Genomic DNA, 15,757 nt, shown 5'->3' on the forward strand with positions numbered 1-15,757 from the left:
GCCAATTACAATGATTCAGAAAGTCAAATTACGATCAATCAAAAGAAACGAGGCGCTTGCCGTGACCAAATCTAAGATTGCATTTATCTGTACGCATAACTCTTGCCGCAGTCAGATTGCCGAGGCGTTGGGCAAAAAGCTCGCTGATGATGTTTTTGAAAGCTATTCGGCGGGGACCGCGATCAAAAATCAGATCAATCCTGATGCCGTTCGCCTGATGAAAAAAATCTATGGCATTGATATGCAAGCATCAGGACAATCTAACAAGACGCTTGACGCACTACCAGCCGTTGACGGTGTCGTTACCATGGGCTGCGGCGTGAAATGTCCCTATCTACCGGCTAAATGGCGGGTTGATTGGGGGCTAAACGATCCAACTGGCCAAACCGATGATGAGTTTATTAAAGTTATCAAGCAGATTGAAAAAAATATTCTGGCGCTCAAGAATCAGCTCAAGCAATCACCGCGTTAATTTTTTCCGCTAAACAAATCATTTAATCGTCCCATCCAGGCATTTATTTATGCTTAGATGGGACTTTTTGACTGCTGCCCAGCATTTTTACTGATTCAAAATCAATAGTCGCAAACGCTGTCACTAACAACTTTTAGCTGGTCAGCGACACATAACGCTTAATTATCAGCGTTATTGACTTAAGACTATTAACTTATGCCGTTTAATGCGTTAAGCTTTGTCCAATCTTAAAAATTAATTTGAAAGCGAGGTTTTTTACATGCAAGCAACGATTCAAACAACGGTGAAACGAAGCGAACGCAAAATTGCCAGCAACATTTTAAAGGGTTCTTTGGGCAACATGATTGAATGGTTTGACTGGTATGTCTATGCCTCGTTCGCCATTTATTTCTCGGGGGCCTTTTTCCCAGCCAATAACCAAACAGCTGAACTTTTAGCAACTGCTGGTGTTTTTGCAATTGGCTTTTTCATGCGGCCCCTGGGATCATTCGTCATGGGACGCTTTGCAGATCGGAAAGGTCGTCGCGCCGCATTGACGCTTTCGGTTTCGATCATGGCAACCGGTTCATTGGTTATTGCGTTGGTCCCAACCTATGCGCAAATCGGTATCTGGTCACCGATCATCTTGATTGCAACTCGATTGGTACAAGGTCTTTCATTAGGTGGTGAGTATGGAACCTCGGCAACCTACATGTCAGAAATGGCATCTCCAAATCGGCGCGGTTTTTACTCATCCTTCCAATATGTCACGCTGATTGGCGGTCAATTAAGTGCCCTGCTCGTACAGATTATTCTGCAGGCCATCTATACCAGCCAACAGCTGTATGCCTTTGGCTGGCGGATTCCATTTGCCATTGGCGCGGCTGGTGCGATGGTTGTATTATGGCTGCGGCTTTCAATGGAAGAATCCGATCAGTTTAAGAACAGCAACCGCAACAATCGCCAAGCTGGGACCTTGCGTCTTTTAGCCCATTATCCAAAACAGGTACTGACGGTTGTCGGGATGACGCTTGGCGGTACGATCAGCTTCTATACCTACACTACGTATCTGCAGCAGTTCATGATCAACACGACCGGTCTTTCTAAAAAAACGGCAGCCATGATCAACTTTGTGGCGTTGCTGGTGATGGTTGTGTTGCAGCCGCTATTTGGGCACCTGTCGGATCGAATCGGCCGTAAGCCACTGCTGATTTTCTTTGGGATTGGCGGTACGCTGTGCACGGTTCCACTATTCACGCTGATGGCTGGCGCATCAACTGCTTTGGAAGCACTACTATTAATGATTGTAGGCATTGTTATCGTTTCTGGCTACACTTCAATTAATGCCATCGTCAAGGCCGAGCTTTTCCCATCTGAAATTCGGGCATTGGGCGTAGGGATGCCCTATGGACTAACCGTTGCCCTGTTTGGCGGTACCGTAAACTACATTGCTTTATGGCTGCGTTCGATTCACCTCGAATCCGCCTTTTTCTGGTATGTATCCGGTGCAGTATTTATTTCGCTGCTGGTCTACGCGTTCGTACTTAAGCCAGGATCCTTGATTGATGAGGAAATGACTGAATCCACGACTACTGACTAAACGATTGCTTTTGATAAGCATATCCCAAGACTAAGATTGCCAAGTTTCTGGCTGACCATAATTAAAAGAGATCAACGAAGTAATTGATCTCTTTTTTATTTTGCCCAGTTCAGCTATTCTTTTTCCGGTTTAAACGACAGCTTGATCTTGCCATCAAGAGTATTGCTAAGCTTTTGCAGATCAACCAGGCTGACGGTTTGCGCCTTAGCTTCTTCCAATGCATTAAGCTCAGCTAACGGAACGCCAGCCGCATGACTAAGGGTTTCTCGTGTCCAGCCTTTATCTTGGCGCAGTTTGATGATGCGATAGGCCAGCTTGGCAGCCGGATCTAATTTAACAGCTTCTTCCAGCGGCTTTTGGTGCGTGGCAGCATAGATCAGATTCGTCATCTTCTTTTTGGTCAGCCCACCCTTAACATGACGGGCAAAGAAGTCAAGGTTATCCTGACCGATTTTTTCACCCAGGTCATTAGTGAGTTTATGCATTGCCTGATAAGAATCATAAGAATTGTCTTTCAGTTCTTCAAAACGGGCTTCCAGTCGTTTACGGATGTCTTTTTTCTTCATGTCCATTTTCCTCTCTGAATTAATTAAGCTATAGGATATCACTTTATCGATCCTTTGTAAGCGGTTTATGCAAATTGTTTTTAAAAATCCCATGCCCACTGACATGAGATTCCTTAACCACTGAGGGCTAGCTGCCCCTGCCAAACAATTGTGCTTGGCAATCGCGGAGGTGAGGAATCGAACCTCACAGCTTGGAGCATTGCAAATAACAGCGTTTAGACCGGCACTCCGCAAATTTGTAAATTTCTAAATTATCGTCGTCGCATGTATGCTTGGCGAAATCCACAAATTCACAAAATCTTCAAAATTCATCTTAACGCATCAGCCTAATTTTGTCAAACGGATGTTCGTAAAATTAAAAATTCCCCACTTCATTTTGGAAGCAGAGAATTGGTCTTGCCAATACGATTTGACAAACGCTCCAAAGTATCAGCTGACTTAGCTCGCTGATACTGGCAGATTCAAAAAGCTGATAATCTCTTTAGCAATGGCAGCTGGGCTCAAGCCATCCGTTTTAATGGTCAGATCAGCACAGGCATTGTAGTTGACCTGGCGCTGGGCCTGCATGTCGGCAATGCCCTTTTCGTCCAGTGACTGTGCCAGCGGCCGACCATTGTCACCGCCAATTCGCCGCAGCGTTTCAGTCGCGCTGGCTTTCAAAAGTACTACCGGCGTCGGCGTGTCTTTAAGCATGGCCAGGTTGTCAGGGCGCATCGGCGTTCCACCACCAGTTGCCAAAATTCCTTGGTCAGATTTCAGAATCTCGGCTAAGGTATCATGTTCCAGCTGACGGAAGTATGGCTCGCCGTTTTGGGCAAAAATGTCCGCGATTGGCATGTCCGCGCGCCGAACGATTTCAACGTCCAAATCAGTGACTGGTGTGTTCAGCATCTCACCCAGCAGCAGACTGACGGTAGTTTTGCCGCTTCCCATAAATCCTATCAAAATCAGTTCCATTTTGCTTCCTCCTAATGATCGAGTTCTTCTCGATCGGCCTTGGCTTTTGAAAATACGGCAAAAAGCTTTTCTTGATCATCGGCGGCGATTGCCTGCCGCAGTGACTGCAGCTCGTTTAGATATTCGTCAAGCTGTTGAACGATCAGCTCACGGTTATTGTGCATGATCGCGCTCCACATGGTCGGATCTGACTTGGCAATTCTGGTCGTTGACTTAAAGCCCCCCGCCGCCAGCTTCAAAAGCTCGCGATGATCCTTAAAAGTAGCCGCCGATTGAGTCATCAGAGCAGTCGCAATCACGTGGGGAACATGACTGAGCTGCGCAACGATCTTATCGTGCTGACGAGCATGAATTAAGTACCAATTGACGTTCAGACCTTTTAAAAGATCTTTAAGTTCGCTAACGCCCTTTGAGCCGCTGGTTGGAATCAAAAAGTAGTAGGCGTCTTTGAAAAGATTGACTCGACCAGCTTGAATGCCTGATTCATGCGAACCGGCCATTGGATGCCCGCCGATAAAGACATCGCCACGCTCAATCAGCGGCTGGGCAGCATCAATAATCGTCTGCTTGGTACTGCCGACATCGGTAATGATCACCCCTGGCTTTAGTTCTAACCGTGCCAGATCATGCAGGTCTTTTACGATTGCAGAGACTGGCCCGGCAAGGATGATAAAATCAGCTTGATCCGCTTGGTATAGATTGGTTCCCGCGTCGTCAATCAGCCCCTGTTCAATAGCAAAATCCAGCGTAGCCGTTGAAATATCGCTACCCACAATGCGATATTGGGGATGCTTTTGCCGAATCGCGCGAATCAGCGTACTGCCAATCAGCCCCAATCCTTTGACAAACACCGTCGTCATGCCAGGTCGCCTCCCAAAAGCCGTTCTAGATCCTGGAAGAATCCAGGGTAAGAAACGCTGACTGCATCAGCATTAGCGAGCTGCAGCGGCCGATCTGCCTTAAGAGCCGCAATCGCATCCATCATACCAATGCGATGATCACCATAGCTGTCCAGCTGATCATCATTGATTGCCCACTGACTTCTTCCCTTGATGATCATGCCATCCGTCAGTTCTTCCACTTCAACGCCTAGTTTACGCAGTTCGGCGACTACGGTTTGAATTCGATCCGTTTCTTTTACCCGCAGCTCCTCAGCCCCACGAATCGAGCTGGTTCCCGCGGCACAGGCTGCCAGCAGCGCCACTAGCGGCAACTCATCGATCACGGCCGGAATGTCTTCGGCTTCAATCTCAATCGGTTTGAGCTGACTGGTCGCAATCGTAATATTGCCCAACGGCTCGCCATCGGTTGGCAGTGCTTCAATCTGCAGATCCGCGCCCATTTTCTGCAATACAGTGATGATACCGGTTCGCGTGGGATTAAGGTTGACACGTTCCAGTCTGATTCTAGAGTTCGCAACAATTGCTCCTGCTGTCAAGAAAAAGGCTGCCGATGAGATGTCACCCGGCACTTCAACCGTTTGTCCCGTCAATTCCGGTTTTGGCATGACACGAATCGTTTTTTGATCCGCCGCAGTTTCGATATTGGCACCAAACTGATTCAGCATGATCTCAGTGTGATTTCTGGTTGGCAGCTTCTCGATGATGGTTGACGGCGTATCAGCCTGCAATGCAGCAAAGATCAGCGCGCTTTTGACCTGGGCGCTGGCTACCTGCATTTGATAATGAGTCCCATGCAGCTTTTGTCCGTAGATTGTTGCCGGCAGCGTCCCATTATCGGTTAGCTCAATTCGCGCCCCTAAAAAATGACTCAAGGGTTCACTGACCCGCTTCATCGGGCGCTTCTGCAGTGAGGCATCCCCAAAGAGTCGCGTCTCAAAGTCACGGCCCGCCAAGATCCCCATCAGCAACCGGGTAGTCGTCCCCGAGTTGCCCATATCAAGTGGTTGAGCAGGTTCTTTAAGCGCGTCGATTCCGTTGCCATAGATAATGACGGTTTCGCCATCCCGCTCACTTTTGACCCCCATGGCATTAAAAGCCGCCAAAGTTGACAGACAGTCGTCACCTGCCAAAAAATGATGGATCACCGTTTTGCCCTTACTGATTGAACCAAGCATGACCGCCCGATGTGAGATGCTCTTATCGCCAGGAACCGTCAATGATCCGTGCAGTCCATAGGGTGCCGTGACTAATTTTTTCATGACGTTTCCTCCTTAGTATTCGCGCATTTCCTGACGCCAGGCTGCGACTTCTTCTTGCAGGCGTTCCAGACTGGAAGCTTCAAATGCATCCGTAATTGCCTTGGCCAGTTCGATGGCAACGACATTTTCAACCACCAAAGATGCCGGCACGATCGCGGTCGTATCAGAGCGCTCGACATTGGCCTTAACCGGTTCATGGCTGGTGACGTCAACGGTCTGCAACGGCTTGTATAAGGTCGGAATTGGCTTCATCGCCGCGTTGATGATAATTGGCATTCCATTGGTCATCCCGCCTTCAAAACCACCAAGATGATTGCTGAGGCGTGAGTAGCCGGTTTCTTGATCCCAGCTGATCTCATCCATTACTTGACTGCCCAGCCGCACCGCGTTTTCAAATCCGTCACCGATTGAGACTCCCTTCATGGCATTGACGCCCATTACGGCTGCGGCCAGTTTGCCATCTAATTTGGTATCCCAGCTGACATGACTCCCCAGACCAGCTGGCACGTTTTCGGCAACGACGCGGATCACTCCGCCCAGCGTATCGCCATTGCGCTTGGTTTGATCAATCAATTGATGAATCGCCTCGACTTTGGAATTGTCGATAATCCGCAGATCGTTTTGTGCAATCAGCATCTGGATCGCCTTGACATTGGCTGGTTGGTTGCCGCGCGCATCAATAAAGCCCACCTGCTGTACGTAACCAACGATTGAAATATCCAATGCGGCCAGCAGCTGTTCACAGATATTGCCGACTGCAACCCGCATGGCCGTCTCGCGTGCTGATGATCGCTCCAAAACGTTGCGCAGATCACGATGTCTGTACTTCATTCCGCCAACCAGATCGGCATGCCCAGGACGCGGATGGTTAACCTTGCGCACGGTATTTTCTGGTGTGGCCGGCGATGTCGGATTCATGATCTCTGACCAATGCGCATGATCGCAATTTTTGACTGTCAATGCGATTGGCGAGCCCAGCGTTACGCCATGACGGACGCCACCGACGATCTCAACCGTATCATGTTCGATTTTTTGGCGGTTGCCACGTCCATAGCCTCCTTGGCGAGCGGCCAGCGCTTGGTTGATCTGATCGACATCCAAGTGCAGGCCAGCAGGGATTCCCTCTAAGATCCCCGTCAGCTGTGGTCCATGCGATTCACCGGCAGTCAAGTAGTTCATAAATGTTCCTCTTTTCTAATTTTCCTGTTCCGTATTCAATATCTCAAACTCATTACTCCAGCTTTTTGGCCTCATCCATGATAGTTTGGAAAATCGCCTGAATAGCTGGCTTTAAAGACGGATCCGTGACCTGTCCTCTAAGGCGAGTTAAAACCGCCTGTTCGCGTGCCTCATCTTTTACCGGCAGATTGGCAGCCTGCTTGACCATGCCCACCTCTTTGACAATGGCGAAACGCTGCTCAAGCAATTGCAGCATTTTTTCATCGATGTCATTGATCTGATCGCGCAGAGCGTTTAATTTCGGAGTCTCCATCTGTTATCCTTTCTTTTCAGCAAGCAGTACGATGACAGATACCAGAATCCCAATTCCTGCCATCACCAGATCACCAGCCATAACTGCGGCCATACTGATGTCGGAAAGCATCCCGGTAATGATTGGTACCGTAAACGAGGCAATGCTGCCGAAGAAGTAGAAGACGCCAGTAATCATGCCGCGGTGCGTTGGGTAAAGCTTCATGAAGATCGTCAGGCCGGTCTGCATGATTCCGCTGGCCGCGCTGAAACCGAATGCGAACGAGGCAATCTGCGTCAAAAGCAGCTGTCCGCTTTGCATGATCACCAACAGGGCTGCTAAGGCAATTGCGTTTACGATCAGCAACAGGCGCGATTCCTTAACGTTGCGTCCCAATAAGGCAAACAGTACCAAAACCCCAGTGATTGAGCCGATACTGTAAAGCGAAAGCAAGAAATGGGCCGCGCCATCTGACATGTGCATCGTCTGCTGAGCAAACATCGTGATCCATTGCGTAAACCAGATCATCAGAGCCATTGAAGAGTAGCCGTAGACAACCAGCGCGCCAGTCATGACTTTTTTGGCAACTCCTTTGATCTCAGATTCCCGCTCATTAACGGCACTGCCATCAGCTTGATTGGCAACTGGGAACTTAAGTGGCAGAATCAGACAGAAGTTGATGGCCAGCAAAATGACCATTGCCATGAAGCTCCAGCCAAACCACATTCCCTGACCAGCCAGAATCGTAACCAGAATTGGCAGGATGAACTCACCAACGGAAACGAAGGCCTTAATCAGAATCGTGTAGGCTCCATTTCCGCCATTCATCTCCACAAAAGTCGTGTAAGTACCGGCATCAAGCGATGAATTGGCGACCCCCGCCAGGATGGCAAAGAAGTAGGCAATCCAGATGTTTTTCGCCATTGGCATGCCAAGCGCAAATACCGCGTAGCAGAACATCCCTAATTCAACAAAAAACTTGCGGCTGATCTTGTCCGATAAAAAGCCGGTAATCAGGTATGAGATCAAGCGGCCAATCCCGATCCCCGAAATTACGAAGGAAACGATTTTGATGGGCTGATTCCAAGCCGTGCCCAGACTGTTCATGTTCTGGGCCAAAACAATCAAACCCATTCCGTGTACCAAGTAGTTGAGGTACAGACTGACGGAAAGACGTCTTTTAGCAGTTGTATCGATCTGATTTTTTGCAATCTCCATAAATAATCCCCCTTAGTCAGGTACTAAAAAAGTCAGCCAGTTTTGAGACGTCTGCCTCATCAATCCAGCTGACCTTCTGCACAATACTTTTTATGAAGGGATGTACTTAAGGTTGGTTATTTAAAGAAGAAGTAAGTTTCATCTTTGCTGGATTTTGAGTTGCCCGGCAAAGACGCGCCAAAATGCGACTCTGCTCAAGCGCTAAACGTCTCGCGTTCGCGCCTGAGCAGCACGAACGCTATCCGAAAGCATAATAAGCAAAGCCGAAATAAAACGCTGGTCGATTTTGGCATTGAAGTTTCATAATTACTTCTCCTTTCAATAATTTGTTGTTAACATTAAAACACTCTAATTTTATCTCGTCAACCTCTAATTATAAAAAAGATTGATTATTTTTGATTCCTTGGTATTTTAGCCTTTTCAAACAAATAAACAGCAGCTAATTCTCATTTTTAACTAATCAACTACCTGAACACCTTCCGTATCAGGTTCGATTTCCAATAATGGATCACTAAGGCCTGCCTGTAAAAGCAGCTGCTTAAATCGTGGAATTCCTTGTTTGTCAATAATCGTCATAACAGTTGGCCCAGCACCGCTTAAATAGGTTGCCAACGCCCCAGCTTCATGTCCAATTTCGCGAATCTTGGCTAGCTCCGGTACCAGTTTGGCGCGCGGCTGCTCATGAAACTCGTCAGCCTCCATCAATTCACCAACCAGATCATAGCGATTGGCAAACAGTCCGGCTACCAAGACATTAGCAATCGCGCTGCCATGCGTTGCCTGTTTGAGCGTCATGCTGTCTGGCAGTACGGCTCGAGCATCGGCGGTTTTTAGATTATACGAAGGAATGTAGACTGCCAGCGCGTAAGGCAGCAATGGCGCTTTAATGGCGTCAAAATGGCCATTGACATTGGTACCAATCACCAATCCCCCCAAAATTGCTGGCGCTACGTTATCTGGATGCCCTTCAATCTCACAGGCAATTGCTACTTTCTCATCATTGCTCAACTGCAGCTTGCCTAAGACATTGGCCAGTTCAATCCCAGCAACAATGGCACTGGAACTGCTGCCCAGACCATGAGCTACCGGAATGGCCGACTGCATTTTTAAATGATGCGGCGGCAGGTCGGCTTTGATTTTTAATGCCGTATCGATGATCATATTGGATTCATCATGCGGCAGATCTTTAAAATCATGATCAATCACCCACTTATCGCTTGGTTCCAACACGTCCAGCGTTAAATAAAGTGACACTGCCATGCCGATTGAATCAAATCCTGGACCCAGATTGGCACTGGAAGCTGGCACTTTAATCTGCATAATCATTCCCCCTAGTTTTCCAAAACCTTGTAAGCCGCATTCAGCTTAATCGAGTCGGCATTATGCAGCTGATGTTTAAGCTCAGTCAATTGACTTTGCGACAGCTCATGCGTAATTACGGCAACATGAGCAATCCCCTCATCCTTGATTGGCGACTGCACGATTTGACTGAAGCTGGCTTTGATATCAGCCATGATCTTAGTAAATTTAAGCATCTGACCAGAAACATCCGGCATCGTGAGCGAAAGATAGTATGGGTAGGAAACATCGTCCGGATCTGCCGGTACATACTCATTTTGATAAGTATTGAACGCATGACCGCTGGTGCCCATGATCAGATTCTTGACTTCTGAAGTAATATCACTCAAAACACTGTTGGCAGTTGGCAGTCCACCAGCACCTGGCCCATAAAACAGCGTGTCCCCAACGGCCTTACCGGTAACCATAACGGCATTGAACTCATTGTTGATCGTTGCCAATGGATGATCTTCCGGCACCAAGGTTGGCGCAACATCAACAAAAACACCACCATTGATAACCTTGGCTGAACCGACCAGCTTGATAACATAGCCGAGCGATTCAGCTTGACTGACATCAAAAGCATTTAAAGTGTCGATTCCTTCAGTCTTAAAGTCATCAATCTTAAGCTGCGTCCCAAAAGCAAAGTAGCTCAAGATGATCATCTTGTAGGCCGCGTCTTTACCAGTGACGTCATTGGTCGGATCTGCTTCAGCAAAACCAAGCTCTTGCGCCTTCTTTAGTGCCTCATCATATGTCCAGTGCTTTTGGTTCATCTGGGTCAAAATATAGTTGGTCGTACCATTAACGATCCCTTTAACCTCTAGAATGTTGTCGGCTGCAAAGCTGTTGACGATCGTACGCAGGATTGGAATCCCCCCAGCTACACTGGCTTCATACATCAAGTCACAGTGATTCTCGTAAGCTAGAGCGGCTAGTTCCGGACCGTATGAAGCAATCAAGTCTTTGTTTGCAGTTACAACGCTTTTATGTGCCTTTAACAGACGCTCGATATATTCTTTGGCAGGATGAATTCCCCCAATCAGCTCAACGACGATTTGAATCTCATTATCATTAAGCACTTCTTCAAATTCAGTTGTTAGTTTGATGTCAGCAGCTGCATTTTGGTGCTTTTCTGGATGACGAACCACAACTGTTTTAACTGACAGTTCACGACCAACAATATTGCGAATCTTACTCTCGTTGTTTTCAATCATTTCTAAAACACCAGAGCCGACCGTACCCAGCCCCAGCATTCCCAGTTTGACAGTTTCCATAGCGCTACTCCATTCTCTGTAGTTTTTAATTAAATTTTCATATTTATGATTGTAACATGGACTATCCATAGGCTACAATATTTAAAAGAATTCTACCAAATCACTACCGTATTAAGAATGGAGGATCACAATGAACTATCGCAGTACGCGTGGTAATGTTAAAGATACATTAAAATCAAGTGACGCTGTTGTTCAAGGACTGGCCCCAGATGGCGGATTGTACGTTCCGGTTGACTTTCCCAAACCAGCGTACGATCTGGAGAAATTAATCCAGCTGCCCTATCAGCAACTGGCAAAGACGATCTTGCAATGGTTTTTTGATGACTATCCTGAAGACCAGTTGGCTGATGGTACAGTCAAAGCCTATGCCAGTCAATGGGATGACGATTCAATCGCGCCATTGAGTAAACAAAAAGCAAGTTTTAACTATCTTGAGCTTTATCATGGTCCAACCCTGGCCTTCAAAGATATTGCCCTGCAGATGCTGCCACAATTGATGACCAAAGCCGTTAAGCTCAATGGGGTTGATCGTGATATCGTAATCCTAACCGCAACGTCTGGTGATACGGGCACGGCTTCAATGCGCGGCTTTTCCAATGTTGATGGCACTCAGGTCATTGTTTTTTATCCTGATGGTGGTGTTAGTCCAGTTCAGTTAAAGCAGATGCTTGGCCAGCCGGGGCAAAACCTTACCGCTGTGGCTGTTAAAGGTAATTTTGACGATGCCCAGACTGAAGTCAAGCATATCTTTAACGACCATGCCTTTAACCAGCGCTTGATTGACAATGGCTACCAGTTCTCCTCTGCCAACTCAATGAATATCGGCCGGCTGATTCCACAGGTTGTCTACTATTTCGCCGCTTATGGTCAGCTGGTGGAACAAGGCCAGATCAAACTTGGCGATGCGATCAACTTCACCGTACCAACTGGAAACTTTGGTGACATTCTAGCCGGCTGGTACGCCAAAAAGCTTGGCTTGCCTGTCAATAAGCTGATCTGTGCTTCAAATGAAAACAATGTCTTGACCGACTTCTTTAAGACAGGTAAATACGACCGGCGCCGGGAGTTCCACCTGACCTCTGCACCAGCCATGGACATTCTGGTTTCTAGCAACCTGGAACGACTTTTGTTTGACGTTTATGATGAAGATGCTGCCAGCGTTAAGGAATTAATGGACCGGCTGCAAAATGATGGCTGGTATCAGATCACTGCTGCTGCCAAAGCCAAGCTGGATTCTGAATTTGCGGCTGGTTACGCTACGCAGAGCCAGGTCGCGGGTGAGATTAAATATGTCTATGAAACCAGCGGCTATTTGATTGATCCGCATACCGCAGTTGGCTCATTTGTAGCGCGCAGCTACCAAAAAGAAACTGGTGATCAGACGCCAATGATCATTGTTTCAACGGCCAGCCCATATAAATTCCCAGAAACCGTCTACCATGCGCTGACTGGTCGCGACACTGATCAGCAAGGTATGCCAGCTATTAAGCAGCTGCATGATTTGGTTGGTGGTGAATTGACGGCCGGTGTTAAGGAGCTGTTTGAATATCAGCCACGTAAGGAGTCGCTGGTTGCACCTGATGAAATGGAAAAACTGATTGCTGCGGTTCTGAAGCTGAAGTAGTCGAATTGGCGTAGAAATAATATTTGACCATTTTCGAAAAATATCTAATAGCGCTGTATCAAGCCGATCAAACTTGATATGGCGCTATTTTTGTATGGAGTTTTGGCTTGACTTTCGGGCGCCGAAGCGATATTTGGCTGTTTTTGTTTTAGATTTTGATTAAGGTAAATTTGTACTGTTATGTTAAGCTGATTCGATAATAAAAAAGCCATTACCTGACCTTTTAAGGCTGAGTAATGGCTTTAAAATTCTTATTTAATGCTTAATTAATTTTTCTCTTCATCATGTCCTTTCTTTTTACCGAGCATCAATCCCAAACTACCCAGCATGGTTGCCATTAATCCCGTCAGTACGGTCCAGGCACCTTCTTGATTACCCGTTTGTGGCAGCGTCTGCATATTTGACTGACCATTCTGCTTTTGGTTCTCAGCACTTGATTGGCTATTTGGTGCTTGGATTGCAGTCGAGTCATTATTCTGGCTCTTGCTATCGGTTGCTGTTGCGGCACTTTGAGAATTTCCGTTCTGGTTAGTTCCATTATCATTAGGAATTTCAGAATCATTACCTTGAATTGCTTTCATTGCCTGCTCAAGTTCGGCAGCGGCCTCATCAACTGCCTCCTGATCTGCATTTGGATCATTCAGCACGTCTTGGCCATGCTTGATGGCATTGTCCAGCGCCTTTTGAGCAGCTTGACTGGCGTTCTTGTAGGCATCGCCGTTCTTAATCTGGTTGGCTTGGTTGACGTCATTTTGCAGCTGACCCTTGTCCGTTGCCTGACCGTTCAGATCCTTTTGGGCGTCTTTGATGGCTTGATCGGCTGCGTCAACCGTCTTTTGATCGGCCGTTGGATCATTCAGAACCTCTTGACCGTGCTTGATCGCGTCATCCAGGGCCTTTTGCTTGTCTGAATCAGTGTTCTTGTACGTATCAGTATTCTTAGCCTGGCTGGCTTGGTTGACGTCCTTTTGCAATTGACTCTTATCCGTTGTCTCGCCATTCAGATTCTTCAAAGCGTCTGTAATTGCATGGTCGGCGTCGTTGACCGTCTTTTGATCGGCATTCTGGTCATTCAAGACATCTTCACCATAGTTGACTGCATCATCAAGAGCTTTTTGAACGGCTTGACTGGCGTTCTTGTAGGCGTCCGTCTGCTTGGTTTGCTTATCCTTGTCAACGTCTTTTTGCAGTTGACTCTTGTCAGTGGCCTGACCGTTCAGATCCTTTTGGGCGTCCTTGATGGCTTGATCAGCTGCGTCAACCGTCTTTTGGTCAGCCGTTGGATCATTCAGAACGTCTTGACCGTGCTTAATTGCATCGTCCAGTTCCTTTTGCTTGTCTGGGTCAGCATTCCGATACTTGTCGTCCTGCTTGGTTTGGCTGGCTTGATCAACGTCATTTTGCAGTTGACTCTTGTCCGTAGCCTTACCATTCAGATCCTTTAAAGCATCCTTGATAGAACGATCAGCATCATCAACCGTCTTTTGATCGGCGTTCTTGTTATTCAAGACGTCTTCACCATAGTTGATGGCGTCATCCAAAGCCTTTTGCTTATCTGGGTCCGCTTTTTGATATTTGTCATCCTGCTTAATCTGGTTACCTTGGTTGATGTCTTTTTGCAACTGGGTCTTGTCAGTGACTTGACCATTCAGATCCTTTAAAGCGTTCTTGATGGCTTGATCGGCATCATCAACCGCCTTTTGATCGGCGTTCTTGTCGTTCAAAACATCTTGACCGTGCTTAATGGCATCATCCAAAGCTTTTTGCTTATCAGCATCAGCGTTCTTGTAAGAGTCATCATTTTTGGCCTGGTTGCCTTGATTGACATCCTTTTGCAACTGAGTCTTGTCGGTTGCTTGACCGTTCAGATCATTCAAAGCATCCTTGATAGTCTGATCGGCATCATCTACCGTCTTCTGATCAACAGTTGGGTCATTCAAAATGTCTTGACCATACTTGACCGCGTCGTCCAAGGCTTTTTGTTTATCTGGATCAGCTTTTTGATACTTGTCATCCTGCTTGATCTGGTTGCCTTGGTTGATGTCTTGTTGCAGTTGGGTCTTGTCAGTGGCCTGACCATTGAGATTCTTCAAAGCATCCTTGATTGCTTGGTCAGCTTGGTCAACCGTCTTTTGATCTGCATTCTGGTCGTTCAAAACGTCTTGACCATGGTTGACGGCATCATCCAGCGCTTTTTGAGCGTCTTGACTGGCATTCTTGTAAGTATCCTTATTCTTGGTCTGATTGCCGAGAACAACGTCTTTTTGCAGTTGACTCTTATCCGTTACTTGACCATTCAGATCCTTTAAAGCGTCCTTGATGGCCCGGTCAGCATCATCAACCGTCTTCTGATCGGTATTCTTGTCATCCAAAACATCTTGACCGTGCTTGATGGCATCATCCAAAGCCTTTTGCTTATCAGCATCAGCGTTCTTGTATGAATCATCATCCTTGGTCTGATTGCCTTGATCAACATCTTTTTGCAGCTGCGTCTTATCAGTTGCCTGGCCGTTCAGATTCTTCAAAGCGTCTTTGATAGCTTGATCGGCATCATCTACTTTCTTTTGATCAGCAGTTGGATCATTCAGAACGTCTTGACCATGGTTGACGGCATCATCCAAGGCTTTCTGCTTATCTGGATCAGCGTTCCGATACTTGTCATCCTGCTTGGTCTGGTTGCCTTGATCGATATCCTTTTGCAATTGACTCTTATCCGTTGCCTGACCATTCAGATTCTTCAAAGCGTCCTTAATGGCTTGATCAGCCTGGTCAACTGTCTTTTGATCAGCATTCTGGTCGTTCAAAACATCCTGACCATGATTGATAGCGTCATCCAGTGACTTTTGCTTGTCTGGATCAGCATTCCGGTACTTGTCATCTTGTTTAGTCTGGTTGCCTTGGTTGACATCATTTTGCAGCTGACTCTTGTCAGTGGCTTGACCGTTCAGATTCTTCAAAGCATCTTTGATGGCTTGATCAGCATCATCCACTTTCTTTTGATCAGCCGTTGGATCATCCAGAACGTCTTGACCTTGCTTGATAGAGTCATCTAAAGTCTTTTGATTTTCGGAATCAGCGTTCTTGTAAGCATCGG

General features: G+C 47.0%; 13 protein-coding genes. 3 read left to right on the forward strand and 10 right to left on the reverse strand.

What is annotated here, in order from left to right; all coding sequences use genetic code 11:
* The first annotated feature begins 61 nt into the window (after positions 1-61).
* A complete protein-coding gene (locus tag FC47_RS05305; protein ID WP_045025336.1) occupies positions 62-472 on the forward strand; it encodes an arsenate reductase ArsC in 411 nt (136 codons plus the stop codon).
* Positions 473-731: 259 nt separating this feature from the next.
* Positions 732-2,051 carry an MFS transporter gene (locus FC47_RS05310; protein ID WP_056968291.1) on the forward strand — a complete coding sequence of 440 codons (1,320 nt, stop codon included), beginning with the start codon at positions 732-734 and terminating at the stop codon, positions 2,049-2,051.
* A gap of 113 nt (positions 2,052-2,164) precedes the next feature.
* Here the strand turns inward: FC47_RS05310 and FC47_RS05315 are convergent, their stop codons facing one another.
* The 9 genes from FC47_RS05315 to FC47_RS05355 all read right to left on the reverse strand — a co-directional run bounded on the left by FC47_RS05315 (position 2,165) and on the right by FC47_RS05355 (position 11,039).
* A complete protein-coding gene (locus tag FC47_RS05315; RefSeq protein ID WP_045025335.1) occupies positions 2,165-2,617 on the reverse strand; it encodes a helix-turn-helix domain-containing protein in 453 nt (150 codons plus the stop codon).
* 438 nt (positions 2,618-3,055) lie between these two features.
* Entirely contained in the window at positions 3,056-3,574 is a 519-nt protein-coding gene (locus FC47_RS05320) for a shikimate kinase (RefSeq protein WP_045025515.1), read from the reverse strand.
* Between the two features lie 11 nt (positions 3,575-3,585).
* On the reverse strand, positions 3,586-4,434 hold the full coding sequence (locus FC47_RS05325; protein WP_056968293.1) for a prephenate dehydrogenase: 849 nt from the start codon (positions 4,432-4,434) through the stop codon (positions 3,586-3,588).
* The gene (gene aroA, locus FC47_RS05330) at positions 4,431-5,735 is read right to left on the reverse strand and encodes a 3-phosphoshikimate 1-carboxyvinyltransferase (RefSeq protein WP_045025334.1); all 1,305 of its coding nucleotides are present in this window, start codon (positions 5,733-5,735) and stop codon (positions 4,431-4,433) included. The genes FC47_RS05325 and aroA overlap by 4 nt, the downstream gene beginning before the upstream one ends.
* A gap of 12 nt (positions 5,736-5,747) precedes the next feature.
* On the reverse strand, positions 5,748-6,914 hold the full coding sequence (gene aroC, locus FC47_RS05335; RefSeq protein ID WP_056968295.1) for a chorismate synthase: 1,167 nt from the start codon (positions 6,912-6,914) through the stop codon (positions 5,748-5,750).
* A gap of 52 nt (positions 6,915-6,966) precedes the next feature.
* Positions 6,967-7,227 carry a chorismate mutase gene (locus FC47_RS05340; RefSeq protein ID WP_033935532.1) on the reverse strand — a complete coding sequence of 87 codons (261 nt, stop codon included), beginning with the start codon at positions 7,225-7,227 and terminating at the stop codon, positions 6,967-6,969.
* A gap of 3 nt (positions 7,228-7,230) precedes the next feature.
* A complete protein-coding gene (locus tag FC47_RS05345; RefSeq protein WP_056968296.1) occupies positions 7,231-8,424 on the reverse strand; it encodes an MFS transporter in 1,194 nt (397 codons plus the stop codon).
* 456 nt (positions 8,425-8,880) lie between these two features.
* On the reverse strand, positions 8,881-9,744 hold the full coding sequence (thrB, locus tag FC47_RS05350) for a homoserine kinase (protein WP_056968298.1): 864 nt from the start codon (positions 9,742-9,744) through the stop codon (positions 8,881-8,883).
* An 11-nt stretch (positions 9,745-9,755) separates the two neighbouring features.
* The gene (locus tag FC47_RS05355) at positions 9,756-11,039 is read right to left on the reverse strand and encodes a homoserine dehydrogenase (RefSeq protein ID WP_048344936.1); all 1,284 of its coding nucleotides are present in this window, start codon (positions 11,037-11,039) and stop codon (positions 9,756-9,758) included.
* Between the two features lie 130 nt (positions 11,040-11,169).
* Between FC47_RS05355 and thrC the strand changes: the two genes are divergently transcribed.
* The gene (gene thrC, locus FC47_RS05360) at positions 11,170-12,663 is read left to right on the forward strand and encodes a threonine synthase (protein ID WP_056968301.1); all 1,494 of its coding nucleotides are present in this window, start codon (positions 11,170-11,172) and stop codon (positions 12,661-12,663) included.
* Positions 12,664-12,929: 266 nt separating this feature from the next.
* Here thrC and FC47_RS05365 read toward each other — a convergent pair.
* The coding region (locus FC47_RS05365; RefSeq protein ID WP_155519147.1) for an LPXTG cell wall anchor domain-containing protein at positions 12,930-15,757 on the reverse strand (2,828 nt) is incomplete at its 5' end.

This window comes from Limosilactobacillus mucosae DSM 13345 (genome assembly GCF_001436025.1).
In the GTDB taxonomy this organism is placed as follows: domain Bacteria; phylum Bacillota; class Bacilli; order Lactobacillales; family Lactobacillaceae; genus Limosilactobacillus; species Limosilactobacillus mucosae.